At 60.1% G+C, this 20,285-nt stretch carries 19 protein-coding genes; 7 read left to right on the plus strand and 12 right to left on the minus strand.

Going from position 1 to position 20,285, the window contains the following annotated elements; genetic code table 11:
• Positions 1 to 688: POTRA domain-containing protein (locus ACW9HX_RS14300; RefSeq protein ID WP_457381106.1), on the minus strand; the 688-nt coding region annotated here is incomplete at its 3' end.
• Between the two features lie 138 nt (positions 689 to 826).
• Positions 827 to 1,663, minus strand: a complete 837-nt coding sequence (locus ACW9HX_RS14305; protein ID WP_457381107.1) for an AraC family ligand binding domain-containing protein — start codon at positions 1,661 to 1,663, stop codon at positions 827 to 829.
• A 254-nt stretch (positions 1,664 to 1,917) separates the two neighbouring features.
• On the opposite strand from ACW9HX_RS14305, the gene ACW9HX_RS14310 reads away from it, so the two are divergent.
• Entirely contained in the window at positions 1,918 to 2,979 is a 1,062-nt protein-coding gene (locus tag ACW9HX_RS14310; protein WP_457381108.1) for an alpha/beta fold hydrolase, read from the plus strand.
• A gap of 22 nt (positions 2,980 to 3,001) precedes the next feature.
• On the opposite strand, the gene ACW9HX_RS14315 is transcribed toward ACW9HX_RS14310, so the two are convergent.
• Positions 3,002 to 4,027: a GlxA family transcriptional regulator gene (locus tag ACW9HX_RS14315; protein ID WP_457381109.1), complete on the minus strand. Its 1,026-nt coding sequence runs from the start codon at positions 4,025 to 4,027 to the stop codon at positions 3,002 to 3,004.
• 354 nt (positions 4,028 to 4,381) lie between these two features.
• On the opposite strand from ACW9HX_RS14315, the gene ACW9HX_RS14320 reads away from it, so the two are divergent.
• On the plus strand, positions 4,382 to 5,692 hold the full coding sequence (locus ACW9HX_RS14320; protein WP_457381110.1) for an MFS transporter: 1,311 nt from the start codon (positions 4,382 to 4,384) through the stop codon (positions 5,690 to 5,692).
• A gap of 74 nt (positions 5,693 to 5,766) precedes the next feature.
• Here the strand turns inward: ACW9HX_RS14320 and ACW9HX_RS14325 are convergent, their stop codons facing one another.
• A complete protein-coding gene (locus ACW9HX_RS14325; RefSeq protein WP_085747454.1) occupies positions 5,767 to 7,755 on the minus strand; it encodes a peptidase U32 family protein in 1,989 nt (662 codons plus the stop codon).
• 262 nt (positions 7,756 to 8,017) lie between these two features.
• Positions 8,018 to 8,398 carry a RidA family protein gene (locus ACW9HX_RS14330; protein ID WP_065261325.1) on the minus strand — a complete coding sequence of 127 codons (381 nt, stop codon included), beginning with the start codon at positions 8,396 to 8,398 and terminating at the stop codon, positions 8,018 to 8,020.
• Positions 8,399 to 8,906: 508 nt separating this feature from the next.
• On the opposite strand from ACW9HX_RS14330, the gene ACW9HX_RS14335 reads away from it, so the two are divergent.
• Entirely contained in the window at positions 8,907 to 9,290 is a 384-nt protein-coding gene (locus ACW9HX_RS14335; RefSeq protein ID WP_273536471.1) for a DUF6124 family protein, read from the plus strand.
• A 100-nt stretch (positions 9,291 to 9,390) separates the two neighbouring features.
• On the opposite strand, the gene ACW9HX_RS14340 is transcribed toward ACW9HX_RS14335, so the two are convergent.
• Positions 9,391 to 9,597: a hypothetical protein gene (locus tag ACW9HX_RS14340; RefSeq protein WP_457381111.1), complete on the minus strand. Its 207-nt coding sequence runs from the start codon at positions 9,595 to 9,597 to the stop codon at positions 9,391 to 9,393.
• Positions 9,598 to 10,032: 435 nt separating this feature from the next.
• Between ACW9HX_RS14340 and ACW9HX_RS14345 the strand changes: the two genes are divergently transcribed.
• Positions 10,033 to 10,752, plus strand: a complete 720-nt coding sequence (locus ACW9HX_RS14345; protein ID WP_457381112.1) for a transposase — start codon at positions 10,033 to 10,035, stop codon at positions 10,750 to 10,752.
• A gap of 76 nt (positions 10,753 to 10,828) precedes the next feature.
• On the opposite strand, the gene ACW9HX_RS14350 is transcribed toward ACW9HX_RS14345, so the two are convergent.
• Positions 10,829 to 11,092 carry a hypothetical protein gene (locus ACW9HX_RS14350; RefSeq protein ID WP_457381113.1) on the minus strand — a complete coding sequence of 88 codons (264 nt, stop codon included), beginning with the start codon at positions 11,090 to 11,092 and terminating at the stop codon, positions 10,829 to 10,831.
• A gap of 442 nt (positions 11,093 to 11,534) precedes the next feature.
• Here ACW9HX_RS14350 and ACW9HX_RS14355 point away from each other — a divergent pair, with 442 nt between their 5' ends.
• Positions 11,535 to 13,217: an MFS transporter gene (locus ACW9HX_RS14355; protein ID WP_457381114.1), complete on the plus strand. Its 1,683-nt coding sequence runs from the start codon at positions 11,535 to 11,537 to the stop codon at positions 13,215 to 13,217.
• Positions 13,218 to 13,261: 44 nt separating this feature from the next.
• On the opposite strand, the gene ACW9HX_RS14360 is transcribed toward ACW9HX_RS14355, so the two are convergent.
• Genes ACW9HX_RS14360 through ACW9HX_RS14380 form a run of 5 tightly spaced genes read right to left on the minus strand, consistent with a single transcriptional unit; the run spans position 13,262 to position 18,059 of the window.
• Complete coding sequence (locus tag ACW9HX_RS14360; protein ID WP_457381115.1) at positions 13,262 to 15,295, minus strand: LTA synthase family protein; 2,034 nt, start codon at positions 15,293 to 15,295, stop codon at positions 13,262 to 13,264.
• Between the two features lie 3 nt (positions 15,296 to 15,298).
• Positions 15,299 to 15,901 (minus strand): hypothetical protein, encoded by a 603-nt coding sequence (locus ACW9HX_RS14365; RefSeq protein WP_457381116.1) that lies wholly within the window; start codon positions 15,899 to 15,901, stop codon positions 15,299 to 15,301.
• Positions 15,901 to 17,196, minus strand: a complete 1,296-nt coding sequence (locus ACW9HX_RS14370; RefSeq protein ID WP_457381117.1) for a sialidase family protein — start codon at positions 17,194 to 17,196, stop codon at positions 15,901 to 15,903. The genes ACW9HX_RS14365 and ACW9HX_RS14370 overlap by 1 nt, the downstream gene beginning before the upstream one ends.
• A 51-nt stretch (positions 17,197 to 17,247) precedes the next feature.
• Positions 17,248 to 17,793: a cytochrome b/b6 domain-containing protein gene (locus ACW9HX_RS14375; protein ID WP_457381118.1), complete on the minus strand. Its 546-nt coding sequence runs from the start codon at positions 17,791 to 17,793 to the stop codon at positions 17,248 to 17,250.
• Complete coding sequence (locus ACW9HX_RS14380) at positions 17,793 to 18,059, minus strand: PepSY domain-containing protein (RefSeq protein ID WP_457381119.1); 267 nt, start codon at positions 18,057 to 18,059, stop codon at positions 17,793 to 17,795. The genes ACW9HX_RS14375 and ACW9HX_RS14380 overlap by 1 nt, the downstream gene beginning before the upstream one ends.
• Before the next feature lie 170 nt (positions 18,060 to 18,229).
• Between ACW9HX_RS14380 and ACW9HX_RS14385 the strand changes: the two genes are divergently transcribed.
• Both ACW9HX_RS14385 and ACW9HX_RS14390 read left to right on the plus strand, forming a co-directional pair.
• Positions 18,230 to 18,892, plus strand: coding sequence for a response regulator (locus ACW9HX_RS14385; protein ID WP_457381120.1), 663 nt, complete (start codon positions 18,230 to 18,232; stop codon positions 18,890 to 18,892).
• Positions 18,889 to 20,280, plus strand: a complete 1,392-nt coding sequence (locus ACW9HX_RS14390; RefSeq protein ID WP_457381121.1) for an ATP-binding protein — start codon at positions 18,889 to 18,891, stop codon at positions 20,278 to 20,280. Before ACW9HX_RS14385 ends, ACW9HX_RS14390 begins: the two co-directional genes overlap by 4 nt.
• Positions 20,281 to 20,285: the final 5 nt, after the last annotated feature.

Consider the following 20,285-nt stretch of genomic DNA (forward strand, 5'->3'; position numbering starts at 1 on the left):
ACAACCCGACACGCCAGGGCTTTTGCGCAGTGTTGTTGACCAGCACCTCGCTGCCACCGACGTTCTTGCCCGGCGAGAGCTCCATCTTGGCCTGATTCGACGGCAAACGATTGAGCTGATCGACCATCTGCTCGATCTCGCGCAGATTGACCAGTTCGCCGGCCTTGCCGGGAAACGCCATCGCCAGCTCACGCTCCGACAGCTTGCTGTTGTCGGCGCCTTTGAGGCTTTCGAGCTTGCCCTCGACCACCAGCACTTTCAGGTGCCCGGCAGACAGATCCTGCTGCGGCAGGTAGGCGCGGCTGGTCACCAGCCCCTTCTCGATGTAGTGGTCGGTGATGACTTTGAGCAGTTCATTGAGCTGTGGCACGCCCAGGCACTGGCCGATGTAAGGCTTGAGCAGGCGAGCCTTGTCACTGTCCGACAGGCTGTCGGCGCCTTTGAGTTCGATGTCCTTGATCGGAAAGCAACGGGTGTCGATCGGCGCCGCCGGTAGAACTGGCTTGGCTTCCTTGCCCGGCAGGTCCTTGAGCTCTTCGAGGCGACGGCGCTGCTCATCGAGCAGGCGATCCTGGCGTTCGCGGATCAGGTCGGTTTCACCAGGGGTCGGTGCAGCGGATACAACATTAAGTGGAGAAAGGCACAGCAAAGCCAGGCACAACCTCGCCCCGAGGGCGGGTGAGGACATGTTCGATCCCTCGAGACGAAAGTGATATCAAATTAGTGGCGCGATATTAAGTGGCCATCATTTTGACGTCAAACGTTCGCATCGACCGTCTGTCGGGTTTGTAACGAAAAACTGACACTCGATAACGGTTGCGCTGGGTCAGTCAGGAAGGCTCGAGCAGCGCTTGCGGTAGTCGGCTGGGGTCAAGTGATAGGCACGGCGAAACCAGCGGCCGAGATGGCTTTGATCGGCAAACCCCAGCGCGCTGGCGACGTCGGCAGGCGTTTCGCCTCGCGCCAGCAACTGCCGGGCCCGAGCCAGCCGCAACTGGATCAAGTAGCCATGGGGCGCCAGCCCGAAGGCCGACTTGAAGGCCCGGGTCAGGCGAAAACGATCAACCCCGCAGGCCCGGGCCAGATCATCGAGCCCGATGTCTTCGAAGGCATGGGCATGCAAATAGTCCCGCGCCACCTGCGCCACGCGCGGCAAGCGTGGATCGAACGCCTGACGCTTGCGCCAGTCGAGGTGGGACGTCAAAGAACCCAGCAAGTTGTCGACAGCGCTCTGCCGGACGATGCGCAGGTCGCCGTGATGCAGGGCCTGAAAGGCCTGATTGATGGAGGTGGCCAGGCGCGGATCCTGGCTCAGAGTGTCGGCGAATCCGAGCTGGCTGTTGTCCGGCGCCTGCTCGAACAGGGCAAGCAACTCGCGCTCCAGCCAATGCGGATCGAGATAGAGCATCGAGTAAGTGAAGCCCTCCTCGGTCGGCGCATGCCCGTCGTGGATCTCCCCCGGTTCCAGCATGAAGATCTTGCCCGGCGTACTGAAATGCCGCACGCGGCGGCAATCGAACTGCTGAACCCCTTGCTCCGTGACGCCCACCAGAAAACTGTCATGCCAGTGCGGATCGTAGGCATGACCCTGGAAGTGGGCACGAATCGACTCGATACCGGTGTCGGCATCCTGGGACAGGTCGATCCAGTTGCGTTTGTCCACGCAGGGCTCCAGAGAAATGGGTTCAACGGCTAAATTACCGCGCTTCACGCCAGCACGTTTAGAAGATTTGTGCAGCCAGCTACTGATTGCAACGGGTTTGTATCGCAGTGTGTACGAACCGCTTGTGGATACACACTCCGGCATCTTCGGACCAATACCGAAACAGCGCGGATACATCGACAGGCTTTACTGGACTCCAGTTCAGAAGGGTTCACCCAGAACCCCATCCCCGTCGATTGCAAAGGAGCCTGACCATGAAACCTGCACTGCACACCACCGCTAACGGCAACACCCGTCGCCGCCTGCTGGGCCTGTCGATTCTTGCCACCGCCCTGATGCAATTCGGCGCGTTCGCCAACGCACAATCGGCGGCGCCGGAACCAGTCAAGGTTGAAGCCGCCAGTGTGAAAGCCGACCTGCCCTTCGGCGCGCTGAAGCATGTGAAGGCCGGCGTGCTGGACGTGGCCTACGCCGAAACCGGCCCGGCCAATGGCCCGGTAGTGATTCTGCTGCACGGCTGGCCGTATGACATTCACAGCTACGACGAAGTCGCCCCCATTCTGGCGGCCAAGGGTTATCGAGTGTTGATGCCGTACGCCCGGGGTTATGGCGATACGCACTTCCTTTCCGACAAGACCGTGCGTAACGGGCAGCCGGCGGCGCTGGCCAGTGACGTGATCGATTTCATGGACGCGTTGAAAATCAAACAAGCCGTGCTCGGCGGCTACGACTGGGGCGCGCGCTCGGCGGACATCGTCTCGGCGCTGTGGCCTGAGCGGGTGAAGGCGCTGGTATCGGTCAGCGGTTATTTGATCGGCAATCAAGCGGCCGGCAAGAACCCGCTGCCGCCCAAGGCCGAGTTGCAATGGTGGTATCAGTTCTACTTCGCTACCGACCGCGGTGCTGCCGGTTACGCCAAGAACACCCACGATTTCGCCAAGTTGATCTGGCAGACCGCGTCACCGAAATGGGCGCTCGACGACGCCACGTTCGACCGCAGCGCCAAGGCCCTGGAAAACCCGGATCACGTCGCTATCACTGTGTTCAACTACCGCTGGCGTCTGGGCCTGGTGCAGGGTGAAAGCCAGTACGAAGCGCTGGAACAGAAACTCGCCACCGCACCGTCGATCAGCGTGCCGACCATCACCCTCGAAGGCGATGCCAACGGCGCGCCACACCCGGCGCCCGAGGACTACGCCAAACGCTTCACCGGCAAGTACGAGTTCCGCCTGATCAACGGCGGCATCGGCCACAACCTGCCGCAGGAAAGTCCTCAGACCTTCGCCAAAGCAATCATCGACGCCGATCACCTCTGAAGATGTACCTGAAAACGGCTCGTCATTTGACGAGCCGTTTTTCTTTGGACGGTCGATAACCGAAATAGGCGCTGTAGCACTTGCTGAAATGGCTCGGCGACACGAACCCGCAAGCCACCAGCACGTCCACCTGGGACAGCTCGGTGTGCTGCAGCAGGCGCCGAGCTTCGGTGATGCGCAACTCCATGTAATAACGCTGTGGCGTGGTGCCCAGTTGCTCCTTGAACAGCCGCTCCAGCTGACGACGGGAGCGACCGGCATACACCGCCAGTTGTTCCAGCTCCAGCGGTTCTTCCAGATTGGCATCCATCAGCTTCACCACTTCACGCAACGGCGCGCTGACGCTGATGTTCTCGGTGGGTTTGATCCGCCGGTAACGCGATTCCTCGAACGCCAGAATGTCTTCGATGCCTTCGACCAGCGCCTTGTCGTGCAGGCTCTTAATCCAGTCCAGCGCCATGTGGAAGGCGCCGGACGGACTGGACGCGGTCAGCCGGTCGCGGTCGATCACGTAGGGTTCGCTGCTGACCTGTGTGGCCTTGGAGATTTCCGCCAGTGCCGGCCGATGCTCCGGGTGAATCGCACAGCGATAACCTTCCAGCACCCCTGCCCGGCCCAGGAACCACGCGCCGTTCCACAACCCGGCCAGGATCACGCCAGCCTCGGCGGCCATTTTCAGCAGGTTGATGAACTCGTCGCTCGCCTTCAATTCCGTGCGATAGCCGCCGCAGATCACCAGCAGATCCAGCTCCTGCAACGCCTCTGCATCAAGCCGCGCATCCGGGCGAATGACCAGGCCCAGATCGCTGATCACTTCAGCATCGTTCAGACCAAAGGTGCGGGAGGAAAACAGCCCGGGGCGCAATAGATTGGCGGTGACAATCGTGTCCAGCGCCTGGGTGAAGGCCGGCAGGGAAAAATGCTCCAGCAGCACAAAACCCGTGCGGGTCATCTGCCCGGTGCCGTTGGTGGGCTCGTTGAGGTAGCGCAGGTTCTTGCCCTTCATGCCACCGCTGAATTGGCGTCGTTCGATCAAGGTGCGGTCCATCGGTTTCGTTGTTGTAGCGCCATGCTAACCGCCGCCGCGGTGAAATACTCGGGAATGAGCGCAATTGCCCCCAACCTGAACGAACGTACCTGCGGCCTGCGTCCCAACGTCGCACGCCGGGCACCTTGGCAAACGCCACACAAGGCTTAAAATCGCGCCTCCTCTTGCAGTCGCCCGAACGGCGCCTGCCCGCAGCCATGACAACCCTCAGGTTTGAACAGCCGGCCACTTTCACGAAGTGCGTCAGGCTCAATCGTCCTGCCCGTTCGGCGGTCGTTTGTCTTCAACACACTTCGGCTTGGCACTCGCATGCGCAGAGGCGCACGTTCCGCTGTTCGATCACTTGAGGTTTTTATGACACCGCGTTTGCTGGCCATGGCGCTGGCGCCCCTGCTCGGGCTATTCATTGTTGCCTTGGGCAACGGCTTTCTGTCTTCCTTGACCACCCTGCGCCTGGGCGCGGCCGACGAATCGGCGACGATGATCGGCATCGTGTCCTCGGCCTATTTCATCGGCCTGACCCTGGGTGCGATCTTCAACGACCGGCTGATCCTGCGCATCGGCCACATCCGCGCCTACAGCAGCTTCGCCTCGCTGATCGCCGCGACCATCCTGCTGCAAGGGCTGTTTTATGACACCTGGGGCTGGGTCGTCCTGCGCCTGATCAACGGCTGGGCCACGGTCGGCGTGTTTCTGGTGATCGAGAGCTGGCTGCTGCTGGCCGGTGACGCGAAGATTCGCGGCCGTCTGCTCGCGCTGTACATGATCGTCCTCTACGGTGCGGGCGTGCTGGGTCAGGCGTTTTTGGGGAAAATCACCGGGCTGGGCGATACCGCGCCGTTCATGGTCGCCGGCATGCTCGCGACCCTGTCAGTGCTGCCAATCGTGATCCTGCCGCGCGTTTCGCCGTTGCTGGAACAGGTCGAACCGCTCAAGCCACGGGCCTTGCTCGGCGTGTCGCCCACCGGTCTGGTCGGCTGCTTCGGCTCCGGCGTCACCATCGCGGCGATCTACACCCTGCTGCCGCTGTACCTGCAACGCATCGGCCTGAACGTCGGCGAAGTCGGCAGCATGATGGCCTGGACGATCCTCGGCGCAATGCTGCTGCAATACCCGGTCGGGCGCTGGTCCGACCGCAAGGATCGCCTGCAAGTGCTGACTGTGCTGTGTGCCGCGTGCACCGTGCTGTCGCTGGTCATTGTGCTGGTGCCGCTGTCCTCGGCGATGCTCGCAGCGGCGCTGTTCCTGCTGGGCGGCGGCGTGTTCGCGCTGTATCCGGTTGCGGTCAGCCACGCGGCTGACCGTGCGCCGGTCGAAACCCTGGTGCCGATGATTCAAGGCATGTTGCTGATCAACTCGCTGGGGTCGGCGATGAGCCCGCTGCTGATCTCCCCGGCGATGAACGCCCATGGTGAAACCGGCCTGTTCTGGGCCTTCGCGCTGGTCAACCTGGCCATGGTGACGTTCTTCTTCTGGCGTCGTGGCAAGCGCCCGGTGCCGGCCAACCCGGCGCCGTTTGCGGCGGCGGCGACCTTTTCGCCGACCGGTGCAGAACTGCGGGTGACCGAGGACCTGCGTCAGGCAGCGCAGGAGCATCCGCCAATGGTCGATGCGTTGAGCGGCGAAGCGGCGCCGCCAACGGGATCGCGCTACGAAGCCAGTTGAGTTTCTGGCAGGCAATAAAAAACCGGTGACTTTCATCACCGGTTTTTTTTATTTATCGCACGGCAGCCTCTGAATCAGTGCGGCGCCCGAGGAATGGTCTTCATCAGGTCTTCAGGGCTGATATGCCCCACCACACTGCCCGGCTGCGGCAGATTCAGGATGTGGCCCTTCATCTTGCCGATCACGTGCATCTCACACGGTTTGCAGTCGAACTTCAGGGTCAGCACTTCATCGCCGTGGATCAGCTGCATCGGCGCGACTTTGGTTTTCACGCCGGTCACGCCTTTGGCCTGTTTCGGGCACAGGTTGAAGGAGAACCGCAGGCAGTGCTTGGTGATCATCACCGGCACTTCGCCCGCCTCTTCGTGGGCCTCGTATGCCGCGTCGATCAGCTTCACACCGTGACGGTGGTAGAAGTCGCGAGCCTTCTGGTTGTAGACGTTGGCCAGGAACGACAGATGCGCCTCCGGGTACACCGGCGGTGGCGTGGTCTCGGCCTTGCGCGAGCCGCGCGGGTGGGCGGCAACGCGGGCGGCGGTCAGCGCTTCGATCACTTCACGGCGCAACGACTTGAGCTGCGAGTTCGGGATGAAGAACGCTTGCGGTGCATCCAGCTTGATGGAGGTCGCGTGATACTCGGTGGTGCCGAGCTGGCCGAGCAGATCGTGCAAGGTCTCCAGCGCCTGTTCCGGTTTGTTGGCGACGCCGAACGGGCCTTCCAGCGCAACGCTGGCGCTGATGCCCTCTTCGCTGGTCACGGTCAGTTCCAGTCGCTCTTCACGCAGTTTCGCCAGCCAGCTCACGCCGATACGACGCTCGGCGGAGGTCTTGAGCAAGGCCTGCTGCCAGTTGTGGTCGAGGTTGCGGTTCAGCGGATGGTTCGGGCGCAGCTTGTACAGGCCTTCCGGCATTTCGTTCGGCTCGACGCGGTAGCGGTAGCGCTTCTCGCCTTCTTCCTCGAACTCGCCCTTGGCTTCGGCGATGTTGGCGCGGAAACCCACCACTTCGCGCTTGACCAGCACGTTGAGGCCGTCGCCGTTGGACAGCGGCTCATGGGTGATGACTTGCATGTCACGCTTGCCGACTTTCTCGACCGTGCCCACCGCCAGACCGGTGAAGGTCGGCGAATCGAACGCGCCGATGTCGATCTTGCGCTCGCTGACGAAGTAGTCGGTGCTGCCGCGGTGGAAGGTCTTTTCCGGGTCCGGCATGAAGAAATGCGCGGTGCGGCCGCTGGAGGCGCGGGCCAGGTCCGGGCGGTCGTTGAGCACGTCGTCGAGGCGCTGGCGGTAATAGGCGGTGATGTTCTTCACATAGCCCATGTCCTTGTAGCGACCTTCGATCTTGAACGAGCGCACACCGGCCTCGACCAGCGCGCGGATATTGGCGCTCTGGTTGTTGTCCTTCATCGACAGCAGGTGTTTTTCATAGGCGATCACGCCACCCTTTTCGTCTTTCAGGGTGTACGGCAGACGGCAGGCCTGGGAGCAGTCGCCACGGTTGGCGCTGCGCCCGGTCTGCGCGTGGGAAATGTTGCACTGACCGGAGAACGCCACGCACAACGCGCCGTGGATGAAGAACTCGATGGCGGCATCGGTTTCATCGGCGATCGCGCGGATTTCCTTGAGGTTCAGTTCACGGGCCAGTACCAGTTGCGAGAAACCGGCCTGATCGAGGAACTTGGCCCGCTCAAGGGTGCGGATGTCGGTCTGGGTGCTGGCGTGCAGCTCGATGGGTGGAATGTCCAGCTCCATCACGCCCAGGTCCTGGACGATCAGCGCATCGACGCCGGCGTCGTACAACTGATGGATCAGCTTGCGTGCCGGCTCCAGTTCGTTGTCGTGCAGGATGGTGTTGATGGTGGTGAAGATGCGCGCGTGATAGCGACGGGCAAATTCCACCAGTTCGGCGATTTCGCTCACCTCGTTGCACGCGTTATGGCGCGCCCCGAAGCTCGGGCCGCCGATGTACACCGCGTCGGCGCCATGCAGGATGGCCTCGCGGGCGATGGCCACGTCACGGGCGGGGCTGAGCAGTTCCAGGTGATGTTTGGGCAAGGACATATGTTTTTTTAGTCAGGCTGTCACGGTCGAGGCGCGCATTGTAGCCGCGAAACGCGTGGCCGGCACGCCTGTGCTGCCGGGTGGCAGCTTTCGATCAGCCCTGTCCTTGTAGGGAAGTGAACATAAATTCCGCAAACACCCCGTAACCCTGTGGGAGCGAGCCTGCTCGCGATGGCGTCGTATCAGTCACCTTTTTCATCGGATGACAGTGCGCATTCGCGAGCAGGCTCGCTCCCACAGGGGGAAGTGTCACGGGGTTGAATCAGGCCTTCGCGGCCATCGCAGTCACTTCCACTTTCATCCCTTCAACCGCCAGCGCCGCCACGCCCACCGCCGCACGCACCGGCCATGGCTTGGCGAAGAAGCGCTTGTATACCTCGTTGAAGGCAGCGCGATCAGCCATGTCGGTCAGGTAAATGGTCAGATGCAACACGCGGTCCATCGAGCTGCCGGCCTTTTCCAGTGCGACTTTCAGCGCCTGCAACGTGCATTCGCTTTGCGCGGTGACGTCGCCCAGTTCCAGGCTGCCGTCGGCGCGGGTCGGGATCTGGGTCGACATCAGGATGCCGTTGAATTCGGTCACGTCCGAAGAGATCGAGTCTGCATCCGGATCCGGGGTGTAGGTGATGTCTTGGTTGGCCATGGGAAAGTCCTTCGCTGGCAGTGAGGACGGCGCCATCGCGCGCCGTTTCGGGCGGCCAGTTTACAGACACGGCGGCGGGTTTGAAGCCATGGCGGTTTTCAGGGTGATTTCGGACGGATGTTTCAGAGATTTTTGGTGGCCGCTAAACACGTTTAGAAACTAGCGTTTAAAGACACTTGGAGTTACGCGCAATTGCCCACAAACCCTTGCGCCAGAGCCTACGGCTACGCCAGAATCCGCCGGCTTGTGCGCCTTGGGGTCGGCCGGTAACTTGGATCGGGTCACTGATTCGCAGTGATCGGGTTTAGTAGCCCGTTGGTATTTGAAGAGTGCACAAGTGTCTGTCAGCCAGGTATTCCCATGCCTGGATTTGATGGTGGCTGTGCGTAGGGTGCCCCCGGGCACGCCGGCTTTCTTCTTTTCCCCGGTCTACTAACCTGCGCACAGCTGCCTCCACCCTTGTTTAGTAGCTCGGGTCTGGCGGCTTCAAAACAGGAAAAGAATGAATATGTTCAAAGCAACGCCAAATCCCCCGGTCACCGAACCGGCCAGCATCACCGACCCAACGTCCCCTTACGAATGCCCTGATTCGAAGAGATTCAACGAAGCCGCCAACCGCGCCCTGGACTACCACCTCGGCCCGATCTCAGCCCACATGATGGCCGCCCCCTACTCCCCCAACCGTCTCTACCAGGCCAACCCGGCCAGCAACAACGAATCTCTGCTGGTCGATGCCGTCGAAACCCTCGGTTCGGCCAACGTCATGCTCAACAACTTCGCCGACCTCCTCCAGGGTCCTCATCGCAAGACCGCGCAGGGTATTGCGCAGGTCGTGATGTTGGCGGAGCTGGCGGTGAATCAAGTTCTGGATAAAGTCGTTCCGACGGAGTAATCCGAAGCCATGGCGAGTGCAAACACTCGCCATGGCAAATTGCAGAAGCTGGTATCAACGCGGCGTGATTTTCGGTGAAAGGTCCTCTGTCAATAGCGCTTTAATTGCTGGATGACAACTTTCTAATGCCGCTCTGTTTATGGCCATATTTTTCGAAAAAAAACCCTTCAAGACCGCCCATCTCGGAAGACACGACTAATGGCGAAACGTCCGCTTGCGACGCACCTACAATCATGTTTTTTAAAATGTTTAGATTTTTATATAGAGGCAACAACTCTATTGTAATTTCCATTTCAGGCTTATTCATACTTATCCTCACTCAACAAATAACAAACAAAGAAAACAAACGTAAAAAATGATTAAATCAATCTACCCTATTCTCAACGGGGACAGATTTATTTTCAAGCCCACCAATTAACTTCAAAAGGGGACGATCAAATACCCCCCTTTTGAATGTCAATTTACTTACCTGTCCGCGACAATTCAAAGGGGACAGATTTATTTTTCGACCCAACCCACCAAAAGCATCAACACAAACATCCGCAACCGCACCTGATAGAAATGACAGTTTTTAATATTTATTTAGAACAACTTAAATTCTGAACAGCTATAAACACACTGGACGCCGACTCATTAGTTCATCTCCTCAGTTCAGCCGGATACATTCTCTGACACATCCAGCCTGCTTCAGCGTTGCCCCGCTCTAAACTTCATCCGTCACAACAAGGACGTAGGAATACTCATGCCCAGAACGGGACGCATCGTGCTGTCACACTACCCACACCATATCGTGCAGCGCGGCCACAACAGACAGGTCGTTTTTGCAGAGCCAGCGGACTTTGAGCGCTACCTCTCTGACCTGCGAGAACTCAAGGAAGCATTAGGTATAAAAGTTTATGCCTACTGCTTGATGACCAATCATGTCCACCTGCTTCTCGCCCCGGGAGAAGCGACGTCCAATCTTGGACAGCTCATGAAAGCCCTCGCCGGGCGGATGACGCGGTATCGCAACAAGGTTGAGGGGCGGACTGGCACGCTATGGGAAAGTCGCTACAAATCCAGCGTTGTTCAATCCGACACCTACTTGCTGGCTTGCAGTCGCTACATCGAGTTAAACCCGGTGCGAGCCCACATGGTGGCGTGTGCAGAAGACTATCGCTGGTCGAGTTTTGCGCTACGCCTGAACGACTTTTCAGAAAGCACCTGGCTGGACAAAGATCCCTGCTTCGTGGAGTTAGGACCTGACGATGCCACCCGGCGTGAGCGCTATAAGTCGTTTGTTGAAATGGCGACACCCGCCAATGAATTGCAACTCATCAGGGGCGCGCTGCAGCGCGGCCAATTGACTGGCAACATGAAATTCGTCGACGAAATCGAAAAAATCATCGGAAGACGCATTCAATTCAGAGATCGAGGACGGCCCGAGAAAAGTGCTCAATGTCAAAAGGGGACGATTAAATAAATCCGTCCCCTTTTGAGTCATTAAATAAATCCGTCCCCTTTTGAGTCTTTGTTGTCATTTTTTATTCAGCGTCATTCTAAAGTAAAGAGGAAGACGGCCCAATCTCCATTTCCCCATCAAAATCCAACGCTACATAACACAGCCTCTCCGCACCTAAAACTTGCAGCTGGTTAACTAATTGAAAATCAATAAATCCACCTGCAAAATCCTCATCAAAACCTGTCATTATCCCGTGCAAAGGCATAGCAAGCTTTTTCCGCCTAGCTGGATCATCAAATTTAACCTGCTGCAACAAGCCAAGTATGTTTTTAACAAGTATACTCGCCGACTCCGTGCGCATATCCAAACCTCCTGCTTCCTAGTAAAAAACAAAGCGAATCAAAGGGGACTGAATCAAAGGGGACAGATTTATTTTCTGCGCCTCACCCACAAGCAAAGTATCAACACAAATAGCCGCAACCACACCTGATAGAAATAACAGTTTTTTATATTTATTTAGAACAATAAAAATTCTGAATAACTATAAGACACCGACGCAAACTCATTTAATTAATTCCCTCCCCGAACCAGCCAGACCATCTCCGTCACTGCCTCCATCCACCGCCACCACTGGATATCCCCCCAATCCCAATTATGCTCAATGAAACCCCGCCCTCCCGCGCGGGGCGGTGATTCTGTGCACGCTCCACGAAACACCTGCTCCAGCATCAGCCAAAGGCCCCGAGTACGCGACGTTGATGAAGTGCTCCGGCCTACAACAACAAGCACGACGGAGAACACCCATGGCAGTACTCGACAGCATGTCCACCGGCAGTGCGCCGCACCCGCACCACAGCGTCAGCAAGGAGGAACGCAAGGTCATCTTCGCCTCGTCCCTCGGCACGGTGTTCGAGTGGTACGACTTCTACCTCTACGGCTCCCTCGCCGCGATCATCGCCAAGCACTTTTTCGCCGGGGTCAACGAGACCACCTCGTTCATCTTCGCCCTGCTCGCCTTCGCCGCCGGTTTTGCGGTGCGGCCGTTTGGTGCGGTGGTGTTCGGGCGGTTGGGGGACATGATCGGGCGCAAGCACACGTTTCTGATCACGATTGTGATCATGGGTGTGTCGACGGCGATTGTGGGATTCCTGCCGGGTTACGCGACCATCGGGGTTGCGGCGCCGATCATTCTGATTACCCTGCGGCTGCTGCAAGGTCTGGCACTGGGCGGTGAATACGGTGGCGCGGCGACCTATGTGGCCGAGCATGCGCCGAAGGGCAAACGCGGATATTTCACCTCGTGGATTCAGACCACGGCGACGCTGGGGCTGTTTCTGTCGCTGCTGGTGATTCTGGCCTGCCGCACGGCGCTGGGCACCGAGGCGTTCGAAGCCTGGGGCTGGCGGATTCCGTTCCTGCTGTCGATCCTGCTGCTGGCGGTGTCGGTGTACATCCGGCTGCAACTGAACGAGTCGCCGGTGTTCATGAAGATGAAGGCCGAGGGTAAATCCTCGAAGGCGCCACTGACCGAATCCTTCGCCCGTTGGGACAACCTGAAAATCGTGATCATGGCCCTGCTCGGCGGCACCGCCGGCCAAGCAGTGGTCTGGTACACCGGACAGTTCTACGCGCTGTTTTTCCTGCTGCAAACCCTGAAGATCGACCCGCAGACCGCCAACCTGCTGATCGCCGGTTCGCTGCTGATCGGCACGCCGTTCTTCGTGATTTTCGGCAGCCTGTCCGACCGCATCGGACGCAAGGGCATCATCATGGCCGGGTGCATTCTGGCGGCGGTGACCTACTTCCCGATCTTTCACGCGCTGACCCAGTACGGGAACCCCGACGTGTTCATCGCCCAGGAGAAGAACCCGGTCAAAGTGGTGGCCAACCCTGACCAGTGCTCGTTCCAGTTCGATCCGGTGGGCAAGGCCAAATTCACCAGTTCCTGCGACCTGGCGAAAACCATTCTGGCCAAACGGGCGATTCCGTACGAAAACGTAGTGGCGGAACCGGGCACTGTGGCCCAGGTGCGCATCGGCGATAAAGTCATCGAAAGTTTCGAAGGCACTGCCATGCCAGCCGCCGACTTCAAAACCCGCAACGACGCCTTCACCGCCAGCCTCGGCACTGCATTGAAAGAAGCCGGTTACCCGGAAAAGGCTGATCCGGCCAAGACCAATTACCCGATGGTTTTGCTCCTGCTGACCGTGCTGGTGATCTACGTGACCATGGTTTACGGCCCGATTGCGGCGTGGCTGGTCGAGCTGTTCCCGGCGCGCATCCGCTACACCTCGATGTCGCTGCCGTACCACATCGGCAACGGCTGGTTCGGCGGGTTCCTGCCGACCGTGGCGTTCGCGATGGTCGCGGCCACCGGGGACATCTATTACGGCTTGTGGTACCCGATCGTGATTGCGGTGATGACGGCGATTCTCGGCATCTTCTTCATGCCGGAAACCAAGGATCGCGACATCAACCACACCTGAAACCGTGGCGGCCCTTTTTCCTCGAGAGAGGGCCGCCGCTCGTTTCAACGCACGTTGCGATACAGCATCAGCCGTGCGCTTTCGTGCAGCCCTCGGGTCAACTCGACCAGCCGTTGAAATTCCTCAGGATGCGCATCGGCGACGTTTTCCAGCGGTGTCGCCGACTTAAGGTCATGCAGCGTCGGACCACTGCCGTCGTGTTGCATTTGCAGCAAGTGATCCTTGGTCACCCCGCCGATCAGCGGGAACGTCCCCTCGCGCAACACCAGCGGCACCACCCGTTCGCCCTCGGGCGCCGGTTGCTGCAGGTCGCGGCCCATGGCTCGGTTGTCGAAAGCCACGCCGGCCATTCCCGCCACGGTTGGCAACAGATCGGCAAGCCCCACCGCCTCTTCGATCACCTTGGGTTTCAGCAGCCCCGGCGCATGAATCAGCATCGGCACATGGTTGCTTTCCAGCCCCAGTTGTTCGAACGCCGGCGGCATGTGCGGGATGCGGCTGATGCGGGTGTTGTGGTCGCCGAAGAACACGAAAATCGTGTTGTCGTAGTAGCCGCCGGCCTTGGCCAGCTCCATCAGGCGACCGATGTTGAAGTCCAGCAGCCGCACTGCGTTGTATTGCTCGACGCTGCGTGAGCCGGCGTTTTGCACCTGCTCCAGCGAGAGATTGCTGACTTCGAATCCGTCGTTGTCTTTCGGGATGGTGAACGGCCGGTGATTGCCCGAGGTTTGCACGTAGGCGAAGAACGGTTTGTCCTTGGGCAGTGCGCGCAGAATCTCATCGCCCTCCTTGAACAGATCCAGATCGGAAATCCCCCACACATCGACCCGTGGCGAACGCCAGTCGCGCTCCTCGTACAAGCGCACGCCGTCGATGCTTTGCTGGATCAGCGCATTGATGTTGGCCCAACCGGCGTTGCCGCCAATCATGTAGAGCTTCTGGTAATCGGTGAACGCATTGATCAGCGTGTGCTGGTTAGTGATCAGCGGATGGCGGGTGGCGGTCTCCTGCCGGGTCACGTCGGGGACGCCAGTGATGCTCGCCCACACGGTTTTCGCGGTGCCGGTGACCGGGACGTAGAAGTGTTTGAAGAACCAGCTCTCGTTCGCCAGCCGATCAAGATTGGGTGTCGGATTTAACGGATTTCCGTATGCGCCCACCGCACTGGTGCCGAGAGATTCGAGCATGACGAACATCACGTTCGGCGCCCGCTCGGCCGCGATGTTGTAGGGCTGCACGGATTGCCGGCGTTCGAACGCTAGGCTTTGCGCATCCGGCCGATCCACCCCCAGATAGCGGGAAATGACCGGGTAATGCGCCCGCACCTGCGCCTCGTCGAACTGCGCCTGCCCGGCCTTGAGCGTGTCGTAGAGGAACAGCACCGGATTCAGGCCCACGGCAGCAATCTGTCCATTGCCGGAAAAGAACGCATCGCTCCAGCGCAGCGGCACCGGGTTTTCCAGATTCAGCTTGTCGACCCTGCCCAACAGCGCCAGCAGGACGGCCACCAACCCGAGCCCCGCGCCCACGGCGACTGACCTGCAACGAATCACTTGAGGTTCACGGGCCAGCGTCAGCCGTTCCAGCCACACAAAACCGTAGAACCACAGCGCCAGAACCGCGAGCCAACCCAGCGCAATCCACAGCACCGGATAGGTTTCCCAGACCATCTGCTGCGAGATCTGCGCATCGTCGAGATAACGCAGCACCGTGGCGTTGATCCGCACGCCGAGGTAGGCGTAATGGCCGAAATCGATGATGTACACCAGACCGATCAGTCCCAACGCCAGCAACAAATAACCCCGGGCCACGCTGCGCAGTAATGGCACCGTGGTCAGATTCCAGCGCGGCAGCCACGCCAGCACCGCCAATGGCAGCACCAGCAACAGCGCCAGCCTCAGGTCGAAACGAAACCCGATGCCAAGGGTTTGCAGCCACTGCGGATCGGCAAAGAACTGCGCGACATCCACCCCGGAAAACCCGATCAAGAACGCCAGCCGCAGCAGGGCAAACAGCAGAAACGCCAAACCTGTCGCGCCCACGCCATAGCGCAGGCGGCGCGATTGCAACCACCCCATCGTTTACCTCTGTGTTGTTCGTTGAGATGGCAGGAATTGCCACGCGGCCCTAATGCAAAGTCCCAATCCGGCGATCAGGCAATAACCCGCCAGCAGCGGATCGATCAGGTAATCCCAATAGTTTTCCGAAGGTTTGAGGCGCAGCGCGAATGCCAGAGTGGCCAGCGCCAGCATCGCCACGGCCAACGAGTTACGCAGCCACAGCAGCGCCAAAGTCGCCAGCCCGACAACCACGATCATCGGCCGAGGATTGAAGCCCCAACGGTAAGGATCGACATAGGTCAGACCCATCGTCGCCGGGTACAGCAGCGCCGTCAGCACCACGAACAACCCCAGAACCTGCACCCGTGTCAGCGCTTTCAAGGGTTGAACCACACCGAGGCGCAACAACGCGGCCCAGCCAAGAAACACCAGCGTGGTGATCGCCAGATCATCAGTAAAGCTGCGCACATAAGCCGCCAGCGGCAGGCCGCCCAGCGGAATGAAGCTGACCAGCGCCAGCGCCGGCAACAGCCACGGGCGCCAGCGTCGGGTGAATTGAAAGGAACCCAGCAGAACAAAACCGAGCAGGATGAAACTCAAATGGGCTTGCCAGAGAAACAGCATCACAGGCGCTCCGCCAGCCAGGCATCGTTGAAGCTGACATGTTTGATGAAGGTGTTGTTCCAGGAATAAACCAGGTGATAGAGGCCATCGCTGCCACGGCTGAAGTACGGGTATTCGTACTCGAATTCACAGCCTTCGGGCTTGCACACGCGGTAGTCGAGGTTACTCAGGAAACGTTGCTCCAGCGGCAGACGCTGCGCGCCACTTGAGGCGCGAAAGCCTGCACCGATGATTGCCTTGTAGGCCTCGGGCGAAAATGGTTGGCCGAGGGGATCGGGGGACTGGTCGAGTTCGATCACGTTGCGCCAATGGTTGAGGTCGGCATCGGTGCCGTACAGGCTGAGCTTGAAACGGCCGTCGCGCAGGTCATTGAGTGCCACCAGCAAACCGTCATCAGCCGTGCCCACCGCCGCCAGCGAAGAGTTGGGGTTGGCCGGTTCCAGCGGATACGGTTCGCTCCAGGTCTGCCCGGCGTCCTCGGTGCGGCTGGCCAGCACCTTGTGATGAGTTTCTCCGGCATAACGCAGCATCGCCACGGCGCGGCGTTCGTCCTGCGGCACGATGGTCGGTTGCAACGAATGCTTGCCACGGCTGATGCGGAATTTGTCGATCACGTCGCCATCCGCGCTCAGGTACAGGTACTCGGCGAATTTGCCCATGAACTCGTGGTACACCGGCAGCCCGATGGAGCCGTCGGCATGGAACACCGGCGCGGCGCGCACCAGTGTGCTGATGTTGAAGAACGGCGAGGTGATCAGCTGTCGCGGCGCCGTCCAGTTGCGCCCCAGGTCATCGGAGACCATCACGTTGATCGCACTGGTGGCCCAGCCGCCGACGGACACCGACACGTAGAACATCCACAAGCGCTGATCCGGCGCGAGGGCGATCACCGGATTACCGAGTTTGCGGATGTAGCGCTGGGTGCCGGCGACGGTCGATTCGCGGGTGGCCAGCACCTGTTCGGCGCCCCACTCCGCGGTTTTGGCGTTGAAACGCGCAGTGCGGATCTGCACATCGGCGGCGCCTTCGCGGGAGCCGGCAAACCACACCGCCATCAGGTCGCCGCCGGGCAACGCGGTGACCGACGACGAATGCACGAAATCATCGAGTTCCGAGGAAACAAAACGGCTGCTGTACAACGGCTCGGCAGCGTTCGCCGAGGCCTTATTGGCAGGCGCTTCCACCGCAAACGGCGCCAGCACATGTTCCGGGTGACTGCGCCACGCCGCGATAAAAATCAGGCTTACGGCTAGCGCGGCGACAACGAATCTCAAGCGAAAGGACAAGGCACGCATAGGCAGCTCATGGCAGTTACGAGACGGCAAACCATCGAAAGGACATCCCTGTCACGGGCCCGGATCGTCCGGCAAGCGACGCCGGCGCCCGGTGAGCATCGACAACGGCAGGTTGTCGCGCACTTGAAAACTTTCAAACAGCGCCGCCGCGATGTGCACGATGACCAGCGCCAGCAAGGCGTCAGCGGCGGTTTCGTGGACTTGCAGCGGCCAGTCGGCGCCCCAGAGGGCATCGATTTCTTCCATGGCCCAGCCGCTGAGGCCGACGGTCAGCATCGCCAGCAGCATCGCGATCATCACCAGTGCGCCGATCGGTGAATGCCCGAGACGATGCTCGGGCCGCCCGGCGATCAGCGACCGGGCATGGGCCGCGAGCCGTGACGGCGTCGGCCAGAAGTCCGACCAGCGCGCACTGCGCGGCCCGACGAATCCCCATACCAGACGCACCAGCAGCCAGCCCATGGCGTAATAACCGAGCCAGACATGCCAGTCGTCACCGGCTTCATTGAAGAAGTAGTTGGCGGCAAAGACCCCGGCGATGGACAGGTGAAACACCCGCACCAGCGGATCCCAGAGGCGCAGGGACTCGCGTGGCATCAGCCCTTGATCTCGGTTTTCACCGCTTTGCCGCTGACCGGATCGTGGTAGATCTCGACCTTGCGCTTGTCCTTGTCGAAGCCGTAGATCTCGTAGCAGTTGCCATCGGTGACTTTGAACTTGCTGATTTCATAGCCCTGGGATTTCAGCTGTTCCTGAAACGCCTTCTGGTCCTGCCACTGCGAACGTTCGGCCGTGGTGCATTGCGGGCCGGCGACGGCCAGGGGGCTGGTGACAATCAGGGACAACAGCACAAGTTTGCGCATGGAAGCACTCTCGCTGGATGGGAAAGGCCTCACTGTGCAAAACCAAGCTTAATGAAAGCTTAGTTGGCAACGAGTCGTTACATCTTCGCCGCCACAAGGGCTGCCACGGCAGCAAAGCGAGCGGCATGATGCCGCCGATCACGCGCCCGATTTCCCACAGAGAAAATGCCATGCGCCTACTTCTGGTCGAAGATGACCACGCCCTCGGCCAGGGCATCCGCGTCGCCCTGAGCAACGAGGGCTACACCCTTGACTGGCTGCAGGACGGCGTCAATGCGCTGCACGCGTTGCGCAGCGAAAGCTTCGATCTGTTGCTGCTCGACCTCGGCCTGCCAAGGCTCGACGGGCTGACGCTGCTGCAACAACTGCGCGCCACGCAACACGATTTACCGGTGCTGATCCTTACCGCCCGCGACGGCACCGCCGAACGCATCGCCGGGCTGGACGCCGGCGCCGACGATTACCTGGTCAAACCGTTCGATGTCGATGAACTCAAGGCGCGCATCCGCGCTCTGTTGCGACGCAGTCAGGGCCGTGCGCAACCGGTGCTGGAGCACGCCGGCGTCTGTCTCGACCCGATCAGCCAACAGGTCACCTGGCAGGGCAACAACGTAGTGGTCACGCCGATGGAATATCAATTGCTGCATCAACTGATGGCCCGCCCCGGCAAGGTTGTCACTCGCGAACGCCTGTCGCGCACCTTGTACGGCTGGCAGGAGCGGGTCGAAAGCAACACGCTGGAAGTGCTGATCCACAATCTGCGCAAGAAACTGTCCGCCGAACTGATCCGCACCGTGCGCGGTGTGGGTTACGTTGTGGAGCTCAAGCCATGAACTCGATTCGCGCACGGATTCTGCTTCCAGTGCTGATGATCGTGCTGCTCGGCGATGTGCTGATCAGTTGGGCAGTGCTGCGCTACAGCCACCACGAAATCGAAGAAATCTACGACGCCCAACTGGCGCAAAGTGCCCGCCTGCTGCAAGGCGTGCTGGCCCAGCGTGCACCCGGCGACAACGATTGGGAGCGTCTGCATCAGGCCTTCGACGAAGCGATGAGCCGGGTCGGCGATGGCGAAGCGGCGCATCCCTACGAGACACGGCTGACCTTTCAGGTTTGGCGCAACGACGGCCAGTTGCTGATGCGCTCGGCCGAAGCCCCGATACTTGATGCGCCGCCCGCGACCCTCGGCGCCCATGACTTGATGGAAAACGGGCGCGACTGGTGCGCCTTCCTGCTCAAGGACCCGCGACAGGACTTGCTGATCTGGGTCGGCGAACGCGACGACATTCGCCAGGACCTGATCACCCGTATCGTCGGCCATACCCTGTGGCCGAGCCTGATCGGCGTACCGCTGCTGGCCACTCTGATCTGGCTGACCATCGGCTGGGGTTTGCAGCCGTTGCGGGCCATGGCCCGGTCGATTCGCGGCCGCGACACCGAGACCCTGAAACCGCTGCACCTGAGCCCCCTGCCCCAGGATCTGGAGCCCATGCAGACCGCGCTCAATCGCTTGCTGCAACAGATCGATAACCTGCTCGCGCGGGAGCGACGCTTTATCGCTGACGCCGCCCACGAACTGCGCACACCGCTGGCGATCCTGCGGATTCATGCGCAAAACGCGCAATTGGCCAACACCCCGCAACAACGCGAAGAAGCACTGGAGTTTCTGGTCAGCGCCGTAGACCGCGCCACGCGCATTGCCAGCCAATTGCTGACCATGGCGCGTATCGAACCGCGTCTGGCATCGCCGCAAAACACCCGCGTCGAACTGACCGCGCTGGTGCGCGAGGAACTGGCCGAACTGACGCCGCTGGCCCTGGAAAAAGACGTCGAACTGATCCTCGACAGCGATCATCACTGCCCGGTCGACACCGATCCGGTGGCGTTGGCGATCGCTCTGCAAAATCTGGTAACCAATGCGCTGAATTTCGCCCCGCCCGGCAGCGAGGTGCGGATTCAGGTGCAACCACAGGCCTGCGGTGCGGTGTCGATCAGCGTCGAAGATGCCGGCCCCGGCATCGATGAGCAGCAATATGCGCGGTTGTTCGAACGCTTCTACAGCGAGGGCCACGCCAATGGTGCAGGTCTCGGGCTGGCCATCGTGCAGATGATCGTCAGCAAGATCGGCAGCACCTTGCAGCTGTACAACCGACCTCAGGGCGGGCTGTGCGCCGAGTTGCGAATCCCTCCGGGATCAACAGAACCTGCGCCGGGCATTTAACGAAA

This window comes from Pseudomonas sp. SDO52101_S400, assembly GCF_054071635.1.